Here is a 16,852-nt window from a genome sequence, read left to right as displayed (position 1 = left end):
AGTGGCGCCTTGTTGCACGCGTCGCCGAGGCGCCGGTCGGCAGACGCTGCTTCGAGAGTACGGAGACAACAAGGGTTTCCGATCTCCGGTTCCGGCACGGCTCCGCCCGGCCTTTCCTCGGCAAAAGACGGTGCTGCCGTCAGCGGCTTAGGCGCGGCCGACGGTGCCGACGGTGACGCCGAACCGCCAGGCGAGATCGCGATGGGTGGGCAGCCGCTCGCCGACCTTGAGCCGCCCGGCATAGACGTCCTCGGCGATGGCGTCGCCAATGCGGAGATATTTCGGCCCCGAGCGGTCGACCAGCGACGGCATCCACATGGCGGCCCTCCTCCTCGGTGCGCCCTAATTGGCGCGATTGTGTCCCGATTGTCTCGATCCGCATCAGGGCATGACCGGGACAATCGGGACAGGTGAGGCGGATGCAGGATGAGCAGGGCTGGATTTGGGGATACGAAGGGATAAGCCTATCCCCATACCCATATGCGCGATCTAACCTATGACATGGCGGCAGGAATGAATGCTACACGATCGCCTTCCTGTGCGGTGTCACCGGCAAACCATTCGTAGTGGACGGCGCTTGCGACATCGTTCGGCGGTTCTTTGTTTTCGATAACAATGATTTGGATTGTCTTATCGACTGACTTTAGTGCACTCCAGAAAGCTGCTTCGACACTTGCATCGATCGGACCGTCGGCACCCTTGACCTGAGTCCCTCTCTTCTTGTAGCTCGTAAGAGGTGAATCGATCACAACAAGGCCAGGATGTGGACGGCCTTCGCGCTGACAATAGCGCAGCAAAGCAATCACAAAGGCTGAATAGAGCACAGCACGAACACCCTTGCCGTGCGACTGACGGGCCTGGCCATCAACAATGATGTCGAATGTGCGCTCGTCGAACTCGACCCGACCTGCGCCAACCCATCGCCATTCCCGCAAAACGGCTTCGACCTCTTCGCAGAAGGTGCGAAGCGCTTTACTAGGGAGTGGTTCCCATTGTCTCTTTGTACCACGTGTAGCTGACGCCGCACGCTCAATCTCATTCTTCTTTACGCGAAGACTTTCGAGCAGTTCGCGATCGATTTTCGTCGTTTCGAGTTCCACGCGACGGGAAACGAGGGATTGGAGCCGTGCGGTGTTTGTCTGTAGGCTAGGTTGCACGACGCTGTCTAGGCGGCGGCCGGTACGATCTAATACTTCGAGCGCAGAGTTCCGCTGTCGGGCGCGCGCTTCGCGACGCAGTTCGAGGCTTGCAATGGCATCTTCTAAGTCCTTGCGCTGCGCCAGAATTTTCGCAGCTTCGGCGCGTGCGGATGCGTAGACTTCTACGCTTCCAGACGCGGCAGAATGCGCGTGGTCTGGTGTCATCAGCTGATCGCAAAGCGGACATTTTACCTCTTGAAGCCCATCAAAGTAATGAGCTCCTTCAGCAATAAAATCTAAACGCTCAAGATCCGAGCCGTATCGCTCATCTAAAAGATGATAGCGCGTTAGCAGCTCATCGATAGCTAGTATCTGAGCATCGGCATGTTGAAGCTCAGCCGTTGCCGCTTGCCGCTCCCGAAATAACGCCTCACGTTCATCCTCGAATCGAGCCAAGGCCGCCGAGATGGAAGCGATCGTACTGTCGACTCGCTCAATAGAATCATCAGGATCAGCCTGCCGCAAGCTCGCGAATCGCTTTTCGAGTGGCTCCAATAGATCATCAATAACGGTCAGCTGGGCATTAAGCTTGGCTCTCGCGATCTCTCGTTTCTCAGCTGCTATGACCCCTTGATCGTCCTTTCCGGAAAGCATGAATGCGAACATACGTTCACGTGCCGTATTGTCGTAACCTGACCGCCCGAGGACGGGCGACTGCTCTTCAATCACCGAGATCTCGTCGACCGTGATCACTGGCATAAGTGTCCTGATCGTCAGTCGCTGCGTCTTACCATCATTGTTTGATCGCAACTTCGCTTCCGAGATTCCTGCGAACGGAAAGAGAATTGACGTTACATCGACTGCATTGCTCTTTCCATGGCGGCGATACGCTATCTTTTCCCCTTCTTTGGAGATCTCGTCTATTCGGCATCTATGAGCAGCAAGATCGCCACCGGATAGACTGCGCTCCAACGTGAGAAACGTCTTTTCCGAGTTTTCGAACTCAACAAAGAGCTGCTCATACGGTTCAGCCTCAGGAATTCGCTTACGCAGTTCGTCTGCCCCAAAGATATAATCGAGACAGTGCATTAAATAGCTTTTGCCAGTATCTGATTCACCCGCGACAATGTTTCCGCCGGCAACGAACGCGACGCTCGCATCGACGACTCCTGATCCGCGCAATAGAATTTTACGAAGTTGCAGCAACTTACAGCTCCAGATTATTGATAGCCGTCATGCGGTCGAATTCCGCCCCCCAACGCCCAATATTCTCAGACATATAGCTCTGCAGAGCACGGTCATCGAAGTGCCGGAAATTCGTCACTACCCATGCCGATCGTTGCCGCAACGCGTCCGCATAACCAGTCCTCATCAAACCCAGGAAGGCATCGGTCAGCGGAGTCGAGCGGTATGTTATCCCTGACGTATCAAAGGTCTTCTGCAAAAGTTCGCGTGCGAACATCTGATTCAGTCCGAGTTGCAGCAGGTCGCGCTTCACAAGCAGTTCGGCGCCGCGAAACGGCACTGATGGGTGCAGACTTTTTGGCCCCCCAGGGACGTCACCGGAATGGACGAGCAGGTAGTCGTAGGATACGAGGCGCTGCAGATCGAGGGGCGCACCATCGGCGGCCGCCAACACGAACAAGAGTCGCAACCCGCACTCCAGCGGCGAGTTGAAAGGTCGTGCAGAGCGGGCACGATCGATCACGGCTCGCACCATCTGACTAGGCCCTCGTTTGCCATCTGATGGCACATACCCTCCCGATCGTTGGCGAGCACATGAGGCGCGAGAACATGTGCACCGAGCTGGAGTTGCTGAGCCCCCTTCACCGTATTGGTAAGTCGTTGATAGCCCGTAGCGTTCGTCTCGCTATACCAGTGATAGAGGCCGTTGCGGAATTCGTCGAGCAGCGTGTCGAAAAAACCGACATCTGCCATTTGATCACGCGCAAGCTCCTTCAGCCCTTCCGCACAATAGAAAGTAATTCTTGATCGATCAAAAAGACGTCGATGCTTATCTAGATGGCTAAAGTCCTCTACCGCGGAGATAGGCGAGCCGATTTCTGCAGCGATCACTTCAAATAGTTGACAGACGTAACCAGTTTCTCCAGGAGTAACTTCCGATGGCGGTGTAGGCGGTTTAGCTCGTTCGATCAGAGGCAGACCGAACACAGTTAGATGATAACGCGTCTGGCTATGCTCCTTGAGCAGATCGTGAGGCTGCTTCGCTCGAAATATGCTGAAATCGAAGGCTTCAATGTGCTTTCGCAGCGTCTCCGTCAGTTCGACCGGGTCCTTTCTGATAGCCCCTCGGCAATACTTATCCCAATTATTGAGAACAAATGCTCGAAGGTTCTCAGGAACGTCCAGCAGATCCTGAAAAGGAGAAGTCACGCCCTTGTGAGTGACGAAGTGGTACTCGACGGGCGGCTGATAGTCACCACGCTCTGTGTAGAACATGACCTTCGCAATCTCGCCTGCAGCCGCCCCTGCACCCAGAGCTACGCCATAGTGCTTGCACTGATAAAGGCGCCAGCGACGCTTCAATACGGAAGGAGGGTCAAGCCAAGCAATTACGTCACGGCCTTTGTCGCCCGCACCGCCACGTTGTTGGACCTCGACAATCTCAGGGACCTTGGTCGAGAGATAGTCAGAGGCCCATTCCAGAGCGAATCGTTCGAACTCAGCAGCGCTAAACTGGGCAAGGCGATCAAGGGGGTTCACTGGCAACCCAACTCCAAGCCCAAGCAACCGCGCATTTGCCCCGGGCCACGGCGTCGGCGGCGTAAGCGCCTCAGCTATGCCCAGCGCATCATGCACCAGAGATTTTGCCACTTCCCACCCTCAAACTTCAGAGACCTGACAGCGCACCGGCACACAATCCGCACCACCGCTGAGCGGGCAGGTCAGAAAATCATCACCCTCTTGGAGGTCCATACAAATCTCCTCGTCCGGCTCGCGATCCGGCGTTCCGTATATGGTGGGAAGAACAACAGGCTTCGTTCGATCGAAGCGGTGGTCTCGGCCGGGACAGGCCTATCGAAAACGCCTAACCGGAATGGTGCCGAGCGGACAGTCGGCAATGCCCGACGCCAATCAGATGCAACGCAATCGCCGATGCGGTCTCAATATCGATGATCATATATGCCCCCTCGCCCCCTGCGGTTGTTCGCCGCGCCGGGCATGGCGGACAGTTAAGACTGAATCCCTGGACGTCGCAAGATGCCGCCGCGCATCGCTCGGCTAGGGAAACGTAATGTTCCGGTTGCGTTAACCCGCAATTTTGTTCATGATATGTTCCATGGACATGGCGCAGACCGATCGCGAGGCGGGCGAGGCCCGGCCGTCCGATCCCGATCTGAACTGGACGGGATGGGCGCTGGACAAGCTGCGCGAGGTGGTCGAGATCGACATCCGCTGCAAGCGGCTGACCGAGCGGCAGCAGCAGGCGACCTTGGCGGGGCCGGAGGAACCGCCCGATTTCCCGCTGATGCAGTCGCGCCTGTCCCGCTCGATCCGGCTGTCGATCGCGATGGCCGAGCGGATCCGCGGCGACTACCTGCACCGCCGGGCCGAGGCTGAGGAGTCGGGGGCGCTGGAGCGCCGCCGCCGGCGGCGGGAGCAGGCCGTCAAGGCCGTGGTCGAGGCGGTCACGGCGGCCGAGGCCGCGGATCTCGCCGAGGTCGACGAGACTGTCACCTCCGAAGAGACCGAACGGCTGCGAGAGCAGGTGTGGGAGAGGCTGACCGAGGACGAGGTGCTGGACGTGCAGCTCGACACCCTGTCGGCCGATGAGTTCGTGCGGGAGGTCTGCCGCTGGCTCGGCCGCCGGCTGGATCCGAGCCGGCTGCCGCAGGGCTGGGACGACGTTACCCGGGCCAATGACAATGCCTCCGGCCTGCCGATGGAGGCCGCCGGGGCCGCAGCCGCCGATCATGAGCCCGCAGAGGAATGGCCGTGGACGCCGGACGAGTTCGATTCCGGCCGGCCCGTGCAGCGGCCGTCGAAGCCGGACAGCAGCTGAGCGCCGTTCATCGCCGAGACCGGCTGTCCCGACCATGAAACCGTCATTGCGAGCCCGAAGGGCGTGGCAATCCAGCGGCACCGGCTTCTGGATCGCCGCGGCGCTGCGCGCCTCGCGATGACGGTCGTGTTGCTCGGGCGGCGGAGATCCTCCCGGAGGAGGGAAAGATGGATGGGCCGGTGGAATCCGGCTCAGGCCCGCCGAGCCCGTTCGAGAATGCGTCCGGCGTGAGTCGGCTGGCGGTGATTGTGAGAACCGGAGCGCAGCGGACATGAAGGTCCGTGAGCACCGGAAGCGGAACAATCGCCGTCAGACGGCCGCACCGGGCGCATTATCGGGCGGGCGCGTATCTCCAGACCCCGTCCGCCCCCGTTTCCCGCGCCAGCTCGCCGGACGCGACCAGGTGGTTCAGATGCGCCGTCGCCTCGCCCACCGCGAACATCAGCTGCTGCCGGTCCAGCTCGCGCCGGAACAGCGCCGCCATCAGGTCGGCCACCGTCGCCGGATCGCGGCAGACCTCGCGGGTCAGGGCCAGCCGCTCCGCATGATGCGCGACCAGCCAGTCGATCCGCTCGCCGAGGCCGAAGAAAGGCAGGCCGTGCGAGGGCAGCACCAGCGTCTCCGCCGGCAGCTGCCGCAGCACGGCGAGGCTGCGCAGGAAGTCCGAGAGCGGGTCGGCCTCGGGCTCCGACGGCCAGACCGAGACGTTCGGGCTGATCTTCGGCAGCACCTGGTCGGCCGAGATCAGGATCCCGCGCCCGGCATCGTACAGGCAGGCCATCTCGCTGGAATGGCCCTCGCCCACGATCACCCGCCAGCCCGTGCCGCCGATCGGCAGCAGGTCGCCGTCGCGGATGCGGCGGGCGGCGACCGGCAGGGGCGAGACGCCGCGGCGATAGACGTTGCCGCGCGACTCCACCGCCTCCGCCGCCTCCGGCGGCAGGCCGGCGGCGCGGTAGAAGGCGGCATGCGCGGCCGCCACCTCGGGCCGGTCGTCCGACCAGGTGGCGCGGGCCATGGCGTATTCCGACAGCGTCATCACCAGCGGCGCGGCGAAGCGTTCGCACAGCCAGCCGGCCAGGCCGATATGGTCCGGATGCATGTGGGTCACCAGCACCCGCCGGACCGGCCGGTCCTTCAGCGGCCCGGCCAGGAGGGTTTCCCAGATCTCGCGCGAGGCGGCGTTGCCGATGCCGGTGTCGACCAGGGTCCAGCCGCCGGCCTCGTCCTGCAGCAGCCACAGGTTGACGTGGTTCAGCGCCATCGGCAGCGGGAAGCGCAGCCACAAGAGGCCGGGCGCCACCTCCACCGGCACGCCGGGTTCGGGCGCCGTGGGGTGGGGATAGGTGAGGATCGATGCGTCCATGGCGCGCATCCTCGCGATGTCGGGCGGCGCCGCCAAGCGATTGTTGCGCAGGGAAGCGCTGCGCCCCCTCTCCCGCGCACGCCGATACAAGACCCTCGCCGCCGGCCGGGCCATCTCTGCGGCGATCCCATCGAGAGGAGTGCCCGCGATGCCCGCCCCTGCCCCGAAGGCGCCGATCAACCTGGCGCGGAAGTTCAGCCTGTTCACCGACCAGTGGCAGCCGCGCGTGGTCGCCGAGATGAACGAGCTGCAGTTCAAGATCGTCCGCCTCGAGGGCGACTTCCTCTGGCACCACCACCCGGAGACGGACGAGGCCTTCCTGGTGCTGGAGGGCGAGCTTCGCATCGACTTCCGCGACGGCGCGGTGACGCTGGGCCCGGGCGAGATGGTCGTGGTGCCGAAGGGCGTCGAGCACAAGCCCTTCGCCGCGGGCGAGGTGAAGCTGATGCTGATCGAGCCGCGCGGCATCCTCAACACCGGCCACGAAGGCGGCGAGCGCACGGCGCAGAACGATATGTGGGTCTGATATCGGGAGCGGTCTCCCTTTCCCGTCATGGCGAGCCCCGAAGGGGCGTGGCCATCCAGCGACACCGACCCCTGGATCGCCACGGCGCTGCGCGCCTCGCGATGACGATCTCCACCGGTCGATCCTGCCTTGACGGCGCCGCCGGCGCGCCCTCAGGGCACCGCGGACGCCGGCCGGCGGGTGAACCGCCCGCCGATGCGATAGCGCGAGCCGGGGAACAAGAGGCGGGCGACGCTGACCAGGCGGCCCGCCGACCAGGTGCGGCGATGCACCAGAAGGCAGGGCTCGTGCCGGCCGATCCTCAGATGCTCGCGCTCCCAGGGCTCGGCCAGCACCGCCTCGACCACATGCTCGCCCTCCGACAGCGGCGCCTGCTGCATCAGGTAGTCGTGCGGCGTGATCCGGGTGAAGTCCTGCGCCAGGTAATGAGGCGCGGTCTCCAGCCGGACGAAGCGGTCCTCCAGCAGGATCGGCACGCCGTCCTCGTGATGGATCAGGACCGAATGGGCGACGGCGGCGCCGTCCGGCACCTCCAGCCGCGCCGCCGCCTCCCCGGTCAGCGTCTCCGGCCGCAGCAGCACCACCGCAGCGCTGTGGGCGTGGCCGCGGGCGCGGACGTCGTCGGCGATGCTGCGGATCTCCATCAGCGGCGCCTCGGGCTTGGCTCCGGCTACGAAGGTGCCGACGCCCTGCACCCGCACCAGCACCCCGGCCTCGGTCAGCTCGCGCAGCGCCCGGTGGATCGTCATCCGGCTGATGCCGAGCGAGCGCACCAACTCGTTCTCCGACGGCACCCGCCCGTTCGCCGGCCATTCCCCGGTCTCGATCGAGCGCAAGATCATCGCCTTGACCCGGCGGTACAGCGGCAGCGGCTCGTCGAGCGTCAATGTCAGCGGCTGGGGATCCATCACGGTTCGCGGGCGTCCTCTCCGGCCCTTGTCGGCCTGTCACAGCTTGTATATACAACTCTATACCAGTTCAGCCCAAGACCAAACAATCCAGGAGGCTTGCCGTGACGACCGTCACCAACCGCCGCGTCATCCGGGCGCCGCACGGGCCGGAGAAGAGCTGCCGCACCTGGCAGGCCGAGGCCGCGATGCGGATGCTGATGAACAATCTCGACCCCGAGGTGGCCGAGAACCCGGACGAGCTGGTGGTCTATGGCGGCATCGGCAAGGCGGCCCGCAACTGGCGGTCCTTCGACACGATCGTCCGCACCCTGAAGGAGCTGGCGCCGGACGAGACGCTGCTGGTCCAGTCCGGCAAGCCGGTCGGCGTGTTCCGCACCCATGCCGACGCGCCGCGGGTGCTGATCGCCAACTCCAACCTCGTCCCCGCCTGGGCCACCTGGGAGCATTTCCGCGAGCTCGAGGCCAAGGGGCTGATGATGTACGGCCAGATGACGGCCGGCTCCTGGATCTATATCGGCAGCCAGGGCATCGTGCAGGGCACCTACGAGACCTTCGCCGAGGTCGGCCGCCAGCACTATGGCGGCGATCTGAAGGGCCGCTGGATCCTGACCGGCGGCCTCGGCGGCATGGGCGGGGCGCAGCCGCTGGCGGCGACCATGGCCGGCGCCTCGATGATCGCGGTCGAATGCCAGGCCAGCCGGATCGAGCGCCGCCTCGCCACCCGCTATCTCGACCGCAAGGCCGAGAGCCTGGACGAAGCGATGGCGATGGTCCTCGAGGCGAAGGCGCGAGGGCAGGCCGTCTCGGTCGGCCTGCTCGGCAACGCCGCCGAGGTGTTCCCGGAGATCGTGCGGTGCGCCAAGGCCGACCCGGCCTGGCGCCCGGACGCGGTGACCGACCAGACCTCGGCGCACGACCCGCTGAACGGCTACCTGCCGGCGGGCTGGAGCTGGGCCGAGGCGGAGGAGCGTCGCCGCACCGACCCCGAGGGCGTGGTGCGCGCGGCCAAGGAGAGCATGGCGACGCATGTCCGGGCGATGCTGGACTTCCACGCCATGGGCGTCCCGACCCTCGACTACGGCAACAACATCCGCCAGATGGCGCAGGACATGGGTGTCGAGAACGCCTTCGACTTCCCCGGCTTCGTCCCGGCCTATATCCGGCCGCTGTTCTGCCGCGGCATCGGCCCGTTCCGCTGGGCGGCCCTGTCCGGCGACCCGGAGGACATCTACAGGACCGACCAGCGGGTGAAGGAGCTGATCCCCGATGACCCGCACCTGCACAACTGGCTCGACATGGCCCGCCATCGCATCGCCTTCCAGGGCCTGCCGGCACGGATCTGCTGGGTCGGCCTGGGCCAGCGCGCCCGGCTCGGCCTCGCCTTCAACGAGATGGTGGCGAAGGGCGAGCTGAAGGCACCGATCGTGATCGGCCGCGACCATCTCGACTCCGGCTCGGTCGCCAGCCCGAACCGCGAGACCGAGGCGATGCAGGACGGCTCCGACGCCGTCTCCGACTGGCCGCTGCTGAACGCCCTGCTCAACACCGCCTCGGGCGCCAGCTGGGTCAGCCTGCATCATGGCGGCGGCGTCGGCATGGGCTACAGCCAGCACGCCGGCATGGTGATCGTCGCCGACGGCACGCCGGAGGCGGCGCGGCGGCTGGAGCGGGTGTTGACCAACGACCCCGGAACCGGCGTCATGCGTCATGCCGATGCGGGCTACGACATCGCCCGCGACTGCGCCCGCGAGCAGGGCCTGAAGCTGCCGATGCTGGAGGACACGCATGGATGACGGGATCGTTCGCCACGACGGCATCGTCCGCGACCAGACCGAGCTGCGCAGCCGCTACGCCGAGCCCAGCGAGCTGGTCCGCAACAAGCTCCTGAACCGGATCGACCGGCACGCCCGCGCCTTCATCGGCCTGTCGCCCTTCCTGGTGATCGCCACGGCCGGGGCCGACGGCAGCGCCGACGCCTCGCCTCGCGGCGACGCGCCCGGCTTCGTCACCGTGGCCGACGACAGGACGCTGCTGATCCCCGACCGGCGCGGCAACAACCTGTGCGACAGCCTGTCGAATGTGATCGAGAACCCGAAGGTCGGGCTGGTCTTCTTCGTCCCCGGCGTCAACGAGACGCTGCGGGTCAACGGCAGCGCCGCGATCACCACCGACCCGGCGGTGCTGCAGCCGATGGCGGTGGACGGCAAGGTCCCGGCCTCGGCCCTGCGCGTCACGGTCGGGCAGCTCTACTTCCACTGCGGCAAGGCGCTGATCCGGTCCCGCCTGTGGGACCCGGCGGTGCAGATCGAGCGCGGCAGCTTCCCGACCCTGGGCAGGATCCTGGCCGACCAGATCAAGGGCGTCGACACCGCCGAGGCCGATGCCCGGCTCGAAAACTCCTACCGGAACCACCTGTACTGACATGGCCGACATCACCTTCACCGCCGGCCGGCTGACGCTGCCGCAGCTCCGCGCCATCGCCCGCACCGACGCCGCGGTGCGGCTCGACCCCGCCTGCCGGCCGGAGATCGAGGCCGGCGCCGCCGCCGTCGCCGCGATCGTCGACGAGAACCGCACCGCCTACGGCGTCAACACCGGCTTCGGCAAGCTGGCCCAGACCCGGATCCCGACCGAAAGGCTGCAGCAGCTGCAGACCAACCTGGTGCTGTCGCACGCCACCGGCACCGGCCCGCTGCTCGACGATGCCACGGTCCGGCTGATCCTGGCGCTCAAGCTCAACGGCCTGGCCCGCGGCCGCTCCGGCGTGCGCTGGGTGGTGATCGAGGCGCTGCAGGCGCTGCTCGACGCCCGCGCCTACCCCTGCATCCCGGCCAAGGGCTCGGTCGGCGCCTCGGGCGATCTCGCCCCCCTCGCCCATCTCTCGGCGGCGCTGCTCGGCGAAGGCGAGATCCGGCTACGCGGCAAGCGCTGGCCGGCCGCCGACGCGCTGCGCCAGATCGGCCTGTCGCCGCTGACCCTGGCGCCGAAGGAGGGCCTGGCCCTGCTGAACGGCACCCAGGTCTCCACCGCCCTCGCCCTCATGGGCCTGTTCGCGGCCGAGGAGGCGTTCGCCGCCGGCCTTGTCGCCGGCGCCATGTCGGTCGACGCCGCCCGCGCCTCCGACGCGCCCTTCGACCCGCGCATCCACGAATGGCGCGGCCAGCCGGGCCAGATCGAGGTGGCGGCAGTGCTGCGCGGCCTGCTGGCGGGCAGCGCCATCCGCGCCTCGCATATCGAGAACGACGACCGGGTGCAGGACCCCTACTCCCTGCGCTGTCAGCCGCAGGTGATGGGCGCCTGCCTCGACCAGATCCGCCACGCCGCGCGGATCCTGGAGATCGAGGCCAATGCCGTCTCCGACAACCCGCTGGTGTTCCCGGACTCGGGCGACGTCATCTCCGGCGGCAACTTCCACGCTGAGCCGGTGGCCTTCGCCGCCGACAACCTGGCCTTGGCGATCGCCGAGATCGGCGCGATCTCGGAGCGGCGCATCGCGCTCCTGACCGATTCCAACCTCTCCGGACTGCCGCCCTTCCTGGTGGCCGATCCGGGGGTGAACTCCGGCTTCATGATCGCCCATGTCACCGCGGCCGCCCTGGCCAGCGAGAACAAGAGCCTGGCGCATCCGAGCTCGGTCGACAGCCTGCCGACCTCGGCCAACCAGGAGGACCATGTGTCGATGGCGACCCATGCCGGGCGCCGCCTGGCCGACATGGCCGAGAACACGGCGGCGATCGTTGGCGTCGAGCTGCTGGCCGCGGCGCAGGGCATCGACTTCCTCCGCCCGCTGCGCAGCGCCGAGCGGATCGAGGCCGCGATGGCCGCCGTCCGTAACCGGGTGAAAGCGTGGGAAACCGACCGCTTCTTCGCCCCGGACATCGAGGCCGCCAAGGCCCTGGTCCGGGCCGGCACCTTCCTGCCTTATATGCCCGGCCTGCTGCCGAGCACCCTGGAGGCCGCGTGATGGACGCCTTCCGCCTGCACCGGGGCACCGCCCCCCTGCTGCTGAGCATCCCGCATGTCGGCACCGCGGTGCCGGAGGCGATCCGCGACCGCCTGGCGCCGGAGGCGCAGGACCTGCCGGACACTGACTGGCATCTCGACCGGCTCTACGACTTCGCCGAGGGGCTGGGCGTCAGCATCATCCAGGCGGTGCAGTCGCGCTACGTCATCGACCTGAACCGGCCGCCGGGAGACGAGAGCCTCTATCCCGGCCAGGCCACCACCGGCCTGTGCCCGACCATCCGCTTCGACGGCGTGAAGCTGTACCGGCCCGGCGCCGAGCCGGATGCGGCGGAGATCGCCGGACGGATCGAGACGGTGTGGAAGCCCTACCACGCCGCTCTGGCGGCGGAGCTGGAGCGGCTCCGCGCGCAGCACGGCTACGCCCTGCTCTATGACGCGCATTCGATCCGCTCGCGGGTGCCGCGGCTGTTCGACGGCCTCCTGCCCGACCTCAACCTCGGCAGCAACGGCGGCGCCTCGGCGGCGCCGGCGCTCAAGGACCGGATCGCCGAGATCTGCCGCACGGCCGAGAGCTTCACCCATGTCGTCGACGGCCGGTTCAAGGGCGGGTACATCACCCGCCAATACGGGCAGCCGGAGCGGAACGTGCACGCGCTGCAGATGGAGCTGGCGCAGCGCCACTACATGGACGAGGACTCGCCCTTCGCCTACCGGCCGGACGTGGCGCCGCCACTGAAAACGGTGCTGCGCCGCGTGTTGGAGTCGATGCTCGGCTGGAAGCCGTGAGCAGCGCGCTGTCTCCGATCGAGCTGTGGCTCGGCCGCTGGGAGCTGGAGGCGGACGGTGAGCTGATCGAGCGCAACGGCGCCGATGTCGCCTTCGTCCGTCGCGGCGACCACCGGGCCGTGCTGAAGGTGCTGAAGCCGGGCAGTGACGAGGCTCTCGGCCCGGCAATGCTCGCCCACTACCGCGGCCGCAGCGCCGTGCGGGTGCTGGGGCATGAGCAGAACGCCGTGCTGCTGGAACGGGCCCTGCCGGGGACGGAGCTGACCGAGCTCGCGCTCTCCGGCCGCGACGACGAGGCCGTCCGCGTCCTGTGCGGCGTGATCGCCAATCTGCACCAGGACGACCCGCCGCCCGGCCCCTGGCCGACGGTGGAGGATTGGGGCCGCGCCTTCGCCCGCTACCGCGCCGGCGAGCCGCATGACGAGGTCCCGGCCGGCCTGCTCGACCGCGCCGAGGCCGAGTACAGGGACCTCTGCGCCACCCAGGGCCGGCGTTTCCTGCTGCATGGCGACCTGCACCACGAGAACGTGCTGGACGGCGGCGACCGCGGCTGGCTGGTGATCGACCCCAAGGGCGTGATCGGCGAGCTGGCCTATGAGACCGGCGCCAGCCTGCGCAACCCGGGTGGCGCCGAACACCTCTACAACGATCCCCGGCAGATCACCCGCCGCGTACGGCTCTTCGCCGAAGGCCTGGGTCTGCCGCAGGAGCGCATCCTGCGCTGGGCCTTCGCCCAGGCCGTCCTCTCCGCCCTCTGGCATGTCGAGGACGGGGACGACGACGAGGACGTCGCCGCGGCGATCGCGACCGCCGCGGCGATGCGCAGCCTGCTGCCGGGCTGACTTAGTCCGGCAGGATCGCCACCGCCCTCGTCCAGCCGGCGGAGGCGGCGCGGATCTTCACCGGGAAGCAGCTGACGGTGAAGCCGGTGGCGGGCAGCGCCTCCAGGTTGTACAGCTTCTCCAGATGGCAGTAGCCGATCTCCCGGCCGGCCTTGTGGCCTTCCCAGATCAGCGAGGCGTCGCCGGTCTCCTGGAACCGCCTGGCCGTGTGGCTGAACGGCGCGTCCCAGCTCCAGCCGTCGGTGCCGACCAGGCGGATGCCCTGGCGCAGCAGGTGCAGCGTGGCGTCGCGACCCATGCCGCAGCCGCTGTCGACATAGTCCGCCTGGCCGTAGCGGGTGCCGGCGCTGGTGTTGACCAGCACGATCTCCAGCGGCTTCAGCGTGTGGCCGATCCGCTCCAGCTCCACATCGATCTCGTCCGGCGTCACGATGTGGCCGTCCGGCAGGTGCCGGAAGTCCAGCTTCACGCCGGGCTGGAAGCACCACTCCAGCGGCACCTCGTCGATGGTGATGGCGCGCTTCCCGCCATCCATCGTCGGGTGGTAGTGCCAGGGCGCGTCGAGATGCGTGCCGTTGTGGGTGGAGATGGCGACCCGCTCCTCCGCCCAGCCCTTGCCTTCCGGCAGCTGGTCCGGCCGCAGGCCCGGGAACACGAACGCAACCTCGCGCGCCGTCTCCTCATGAGCGCGGTAGGTGATCGAGACCTTCTGGAACGGCGGGTCGGCCGGGACGTCGTTCTCGAGCGGGATCGAGATGTCGATGAGCTTGGGCATGGGTCCTTCCGCGAGGAGCTGACGATTCGATTGGAGGCCAATCTAGCCAGCCGCTCACTTCCCCCGGCAATCCTCCGCATCGGTGCCGGCGGCGCAGAGGCCGGAGCCCTTGCCGGGCTCGTCGCATTCGCCGTCGCCGGTGAAGGGACAGGCCGCCGGAGTTGCGGCGCCCCCCGAGCCGGTGCTGGGGGCGTCACCGCCCGCAGCCGAGCAGTCCGTGGCATCGGTCCCGGCGGAGCAGAGGCCGGTGCCGCGGCCCGGCTCGTCGCACTCGCCGTCCTGGGCGAACTGGCAGCTGTCGTCGCCCGCGGCCGAGGGCGCGGCCGGCGCCGCGGGGGCTTGGCCGGTGCCTGCTTTCGCCTTGCAGTCGGTGGCATCGGTCCCCGCGGCGCAGGCGCCGGAGCCGATGTCCGGCTCGTCGCAGTCGCCGTCGCGGGCGAAGGGGCAGCTGTCGTCGCCTTGTCCGGTCGGCGTCGCGGGCGCAGTCGGAACCGGCTGATCGCCTCGCCGGGCCTTGCAGTCGGTGGTGTCGGTGCCTGCGGCGCAGGCGCCCGAGCCGATGCCCGGCTCGTCGCACTCATTGTCCCGGGCGAAGGGGCAGCTGTCGTCGCTAGGCCCCTGGGCCGGCGCGCTTGGAGGCGGCGCGGGCGTGGCGGCCGCGCAATCCGCCGTGTCGGTGCCGGCGGCGCAGAGGCCGGAGCCCTTGCCCGGCTCGTCGCAGCGCTGGTCGAAGGCGTAGCGGCACGCATTCGCCGGTTCGACCACGGCTTCCGGCCGGCAATCGGCGCTGTCGGTGCCGGGGGCGCAGGTGCCGTTGGCCTCGTCGCATTCGCCGTCATGGGCGAAGATGCAGGAGTTGTTGGTGCCACCTTCGGGCGTCTGCTGCGCCACGACCGGGAGCGGAAACGCCAGCGCCGTCGCCGCCAGCATCCAGGCCCATCTCGAAGCCATACGCCGTCCCCTCCCGCCATGCGCCCGACATCCTAGATACATGCAGGAGAATGGCATGACAAAGGCGCCTGCCCGTTGCCTCTACGGAACGATCGGGCGTATCAATCACGCCCTTCGCAGGAGATTGGTTCGATGAGCACCCCCGCCCCCGTCCATGTCATCGGCGCCGGCCTGGCCGGCAGCGAAGCCGCCTGGCAGCTGGTCTCGGCTGGCGTGCCGGTGGTGCTGCACGAGATGCGGCCGGTGCGGCGGACCGAGGCGCACCAGACCGACGGCTTCGCCGAGCTGGTCTGCTCCAACTCCTTCCGCTCCGACGACGCGATGTACAACGCCGTCGGCCTGCTGCACGAGGAGATGCGGCGCTGCGGGTCGCTGATCATGCGCCACGCCGATGCCCACAAGGTGCCGGCCGGCGGCGCGCTGGCGGTCGACCGCGACGGCTTCTCCGCTGGCGTCACCGCCAATCTCGCTGGCCATCCGCTGGTGACGGTGGAGCGCGGCGAGGTCGCCGGCCTGCCGCCGCAGGAGTGGGACAGCGTGATCGTCGCCACCGGCCCCCTCACCTCCCCGGCCCTGGCCGAGGCGGTGCGCGGCCTGACCGGCGAGGCGGAGTTGGCCTTCTTCGATGCCATCGCGCCGATCGTCTACCGCGACACGATCGACTTCGGCACCGCCTGGTTCCAGTCGCGCTACGACAAGCCCGGCCCGGGCGGCACCGGCAAGGACTACATCAACTGCCCGATGTCGAAGGAGGAGTACGAGGCCTTCATCAGCGAGCTGCTGGCCGCGCCGAAGACCGAGTTCAAGGACTGGGAGAAGGACACGCCCTATTTCGACGGCTGCCTGCCGATCGAGGTGATGGCCGAGCGCGGCCCGGACACGCTGCGCTGGGGCCCGATGAAGCCGGTTGGCCTGACCAACCCGCACAGCGACCGCCGGCCCTGGGCCGTGGTCCAGCTGCGCCAGGACAACGCCCTGGGCACGCTGTTCAACATGGTCGGCTTCCAGACCAAGATGAAATACGCCGAGCAGGTGCGGGTGTTCCGCATGATCCCGGGCCTGCAGAATGCGGAGTTCGCGCGGCTGGGCGGGCTGCACCGCAACACCTTCATCAACAGCCCGCGGGTGCTGGACCCGGTGCTGCGGCTGAAGGCGATGCCGCGGCTGCGCTTCGCCGGCCAGGTCACCGGCGTCGAGGGCTATGTCGAGAGCGCCGCGATCGGCTTGCTGGCAGGCCGGATGGCGGCGGCGGAGCGGCTGGGCCGGGCCATCATCCCGCCGCCTGTGACCACCGCTCTCGGCGCCCTCTTGAACCACATCACCGGCGGCGGCGAGGCCGAGACGTTCCAGCCGATGAACGTCAATTTCGGCCTGTTCCCGCCCCCCGAGATCCCGGAGCGCCAGCCCGGCCAGAAGAAGGTAAAAGGCCGCGACCGCAAGAGCCTGTACAGCGAGCGGGCGCTGGCCGATCTCGATCTCTGGCTCGGCCGGCGCGCAGCGACCTGACAGAGCGTCGACGGAGCGGCGTTTACAAAAAATAATATTTGGACGGATGTTCGTTCGTCG

The 16,852-nt window shown here is 67.2% G+C and carries 16 protein-coding genes; 8 read left to right on the top strand and 8 right to left on the bottom strand.

The window, feature by feature from the left end; genetic code table 11:
• Positions 1-147 precede the first annotated feature (147 nt).
• The 4 genes from KXR53_RS02045 to KXR53_RS02030 all read right to left on the bottom strand — a co-directional run bounded on the left by KXR53_RS02045 (position 148) and on the right by KXR53_RS02030 (position 3,974).
• Complete coding sequence (locus tag KXR53_RS02045; RefSeq protein ID WP_437372908.1) at positions 148-318, bottom strand: GntR family transcriptional regulator; 171 nt, start codon at positions 316-318, stop codon at positions 148-150.
• A gap of 176 nt (positions 319-494) precedes the next feature.
• Positions 495-2,345 carry a hypothetical protein gene (locus tag KXR53_RS02040; RefSeq protein WP_437372907.1) on the bottom strand — a complete coding sequence of 617 codons (1,851 nt, stop codon included), beginning with the start codon at positions 2,343-2,345 and terminating at the stop codon, positions 495-497.
• Position 2,346: 1 nt separating this feature from the next.
• Positions 2,347-2,859, bottom strand: a complete 513-nt coding sequence (locus KXR53_RS02035) for an ABC-three component system middle component 2 (RefSeq protein ID WP_437372905.1) — start codon at positions 2,857-2,859, stop codon at positions 2,347-2,349.
• The gene (locus KXR53_RS02030; RefSeq protein ID WP_437372903.1) at positions 2,844-3,974 is read right to left on the bottom strand and encodes an ABC-three component system protein; all 1,131 of its coding nucleotides are present in this window, start codon (positions 3,972-3,974) and stop codon (positions 2,844-2,846) included. Before KXR53_RS02030 ends, KXR53_RS02035 begins: the two co-directional genes overlap by 16 nt.
• A 466-nt stretch (positions 3,975-4,440) precedes the next feature.
• Here KXR53_RS02030 and KXR53_RS02025 point away from each other — a divergent pair, with 466 nt between their 5' ends.
• Positions 4,441-5,163 carry a hypothetical protein gene (locus KXR53_RS02025; protein ID WP_437372902.1) on the top strand — a complete coding sequence of 241 codons (723 nt, stop codon included), beginning with the start codon at positions 4,441-4,443 and terminating at the stop codon, positions 5,161-5,163.
• Positions 5,164-5,494: 331 nt separating this feature from the next.
• Here KXR53_RS02025 and KXR53_RS02020 read toward each other — a convergent pair whose 3' ends face one another.
• Complete coding sequence (locus KXR53_RS02020) at positions 5,495-6,529, bottom strand: MBL fold metallo-hydrolase (protein WP_437372900.1); 1,035 nt, start codon at positions 6,527-6,529, stop codon at positions 5,495-5,497.
• 148 nt (positions 6,530-6,677) lie between these two features.
• Here KXR53_RS02020 and KXR53_RS02015 point away from each other — a divergent pair, with 148 nt between their 5' ends.
• On the top strand, positions 6,678-7,055 hold the full coding sequence (locus KXR53_RS02015) for a cupin domain-containing protein (protein ID WP_437372898.1): 378 nt from the start codon (positions 6,678-6,680) through the stop codon (positions 7,053-7,055).
• Between the two features lie 152 nt (positions 7,056-7,207).
• On the opposite strand, the gene hutC is transcribed toward KXR53_RS02015, so the two are convergent.
• Positions 7,208-7,963 carry a histidine utilization repressor gene (hutC, locus tag KXR53_RS02010; protein ID WP_437373458.1) on the bottom strand — a complete coding sequence of 252 codons (756 nt, stop codon included), beginning with the start codon at positions 7,961-7,963 and terminating at the stop codon, positions 7,208-7,210.
• A 104-nt stretch (positions 7,964-8,067) separates the two neighbouring features.
• Between hutC and hutU the strand changes: the two genes are divergently transcribed.
• From hutU to KXR53_RS01985, 5 genes are read left to right on the top strand one after another with little or no spacing between them, the layout of a single operon-like run.
• Positions 8,068-9,759 (top strand): urocanate hydratase, encoded by a 1,692-nt coding sequence (gene hutU, locus KXR53_RS02005; protein WP_437372897.1) that lies wholly within the window; start codon positions 8,068-8,070, stop codon positions 9,757-9,759.
• Positions 9,752-10,387 (top strand): pyridoxamine 5'-phosphate oxidase family protein, encoded by a 636-nt coding sequence (locus KXR53_RS02000; RefSeq protein ID WP_437372895.1) that lies wholly within the window; start codon positions 9,752-9,754, stop codon positions 10,385-10,387. Before hutU ends, KXR53_RS02000 begins: the two co-directional genes overlap by 8 nt.
• A 1-nt stretch (position 10,388) precedes the next feature.
• Positions 10,389-11,930: a histidine ammonia-lyase gene (hutH, locus tag KXR53_RS01995; protein WP_437372893.1), complete on the top strand. Its 1,542-nt coding sequence runs from the start codon at positions 10,389-10,391 to the stop codon at positions 11,928-11,930.
• Positions 11,930-12,718 carry an N-formylglutamate deformylase gene (gene hutG / locus KXR53_RS01990; protein WP_437372891.1) on the top strand — a complete coding sequence of 263 codons (789 nt, stop codon included), beginning with the start codon at positions 11,930-11,932 and terminating at the stop codon, positions 12,716-12,718. Before hutH ends, hutG begins: the two co-directional genes overlap by 1 nt.
• Positions 12,715-13,560 (top strand): aminoglycoside phosphotransferase family protein, encoded by an 846-nt coding sequence (locus tag KXR53_RS01985; protein ID WP_437372890.1) that lies wholly within the window; start codon positions 12,715-12,717, stop codon positions 13,558-13,560. The genes hutG and KXR53_RS01985 overlap by 4 nt, the downstream gene beginning before the upstream one ends.
• 1 nt (position 13,561) lies before the next feature.
• On the opposite strand, the gene KXR53_RS01980 is transcribed toward KXR53_RS01985, so the two are convergent.
• Both KXR53_RS01980 and KXR53_RS01975 read right to left on the bottom strand, forming a co-directional pair.
• The gene (locus KXR53_RS01980) at positions 13,562-14,335 is read right to left on the bottom strand and encodes a cyclase family protein (protein ID WP_437372888.1); all 774 of its coding nucleotides are present in this window, start codon (positions 14,333-14,335) and stop codon (positions 13,562-13,564) included.
• 54 nt (positions 14,336-14,389) lie between these two features.
• Positions 14,390-15,286, bottom strand: a complete 897-nt coding sequence (locus KXR53_RS01975) for a hypothetical protein (RefSeq protein ID WP_437372886.1) — start codon at positions 15,284-15,286, stop codon at positions 14,390-14,392.
• A 132-nt stretch (positions 15,287-15,418) separates the two neighbouring features.
• Between KXR53_RS01975 and trmFO the strand changes: the two genes are divergently transcribed.
• Positions 15,419-16,792, top strand: a complete 1,374-nt coding sequence (gene trmFO / locus KXR53_RS01970) for a methylenetetrahydrofolate--tRNA-(uracil(54)-C(5))-methyltransferase (FADH(2)-oxidizing) TrmFO (RefSeq protein WP_437372885.1) — start codon at positions 15,419-15,421, stop codon at positions 16,790-16,792.
• Positions 16,793-16,852 lie beyond the last annotated feature (60 nt).

Origin of the sequence: Inquilinus limosus (assembly GCF_051487185.1) — a bacterium.
GTDB lineage: Bacteria > Pseudomonadota > Alphaproteobacteria > DSM-16000 > Inquilinaceae > Inquilinus > Inquilinus limosus_F.
The sequence above is the reverse complement of the archived record's forward strand: the minus strand, read 5'-3'. Positions and strand labels throughout refer to the sequence as shown.

Excerpts from the sequence above, each read along its gene's own strand:
- KXR53_RS01980 (WP_437372888.1), bottom strand. The coding sequence starts at position 14,335 with ATGCCCAAGCTCATCGACATCTCGATCCCGCTCGAGAACGACGTCCCG.
- KXR53_RS02025 (WP_437372902.1), top strand. The coding sequence starts at position 4,441 with ATGGACATGGCGCAGACCGATCGCGAGGCGGGCGAGGCCCGGCCGTCC.
- KXR53_RS02020 (WP_437372900.1), bottom strand. The coding sequence starts at position 6,529 with ATGGACGCATCGATCCTCACCTATCCCCACCCCACGGCGCCCGAACCC.
- KXR53_RS02000 (WP_437372895.1), top strand. The coding sequence starts at position 9,752 with ATGGATGACGGGATCGTTCGCCACGACGGCATCGTCCGCGACCAGACC.
- KXR53_RS02045 (WP_437372908.1), bottom strand. The coding sequence starts at position 318 with ATGTGGATGCCGTCGCTGGTCGACCGCTCGGGGCCGAAATATCTCCGC.
- trmFO (WP_437372885.1), top strand. The coding sequence starts at position 15,419 with ATGAGCACCCCCGCCCCCGTCCATGTCATCGGCGCCGGCCTGGCCGGC.
- hutG (WP_437372891.1), top strand. The coding sequence starts at position 11,930 with ATGGACGCCTTCCGCCTGCACCGGGGCACCGCCCCCCTGCTGCTGAGC.
- KXR53_RS01975 (WP_437372886.1), bottom strand. The coding sequence starts at position 15,286 with ATGGCTTCGAGATGGGCCTGGATGCTGGCGGCGACGGCGCTGGCGTTT.
- KXR53_RS02035 (WP_437372905.1), bottom strand. The coding sequence starts at position 2,859 with ATGGTGCGAGCCGTGATCGATCGTGCCCGCTCTGCACGACCTTTCAAC.
- hutH (WP_437372893.1), top strand. The coding sequence starts at position 10,389 with ATGGCCGACATCACCTTCACCGCCGGCCGGCTGACGCTGCCGCAGCTC.
- KXR53_RS02015 (WP_437372898.1), top strand. The coding sequence starts at position 6,678 with ATGCCCGCCCCTGCCCCGAAGGCGCCGATCAACCTGGCGCGGAAGTTC.
- hutC (WP_437373458.1), bottom strand. The coding sequence starts at position 7,963 with ATGGATCCCCAGCCGCTGACATTGACGCTCGACGAGCCGCTGCCGCTG.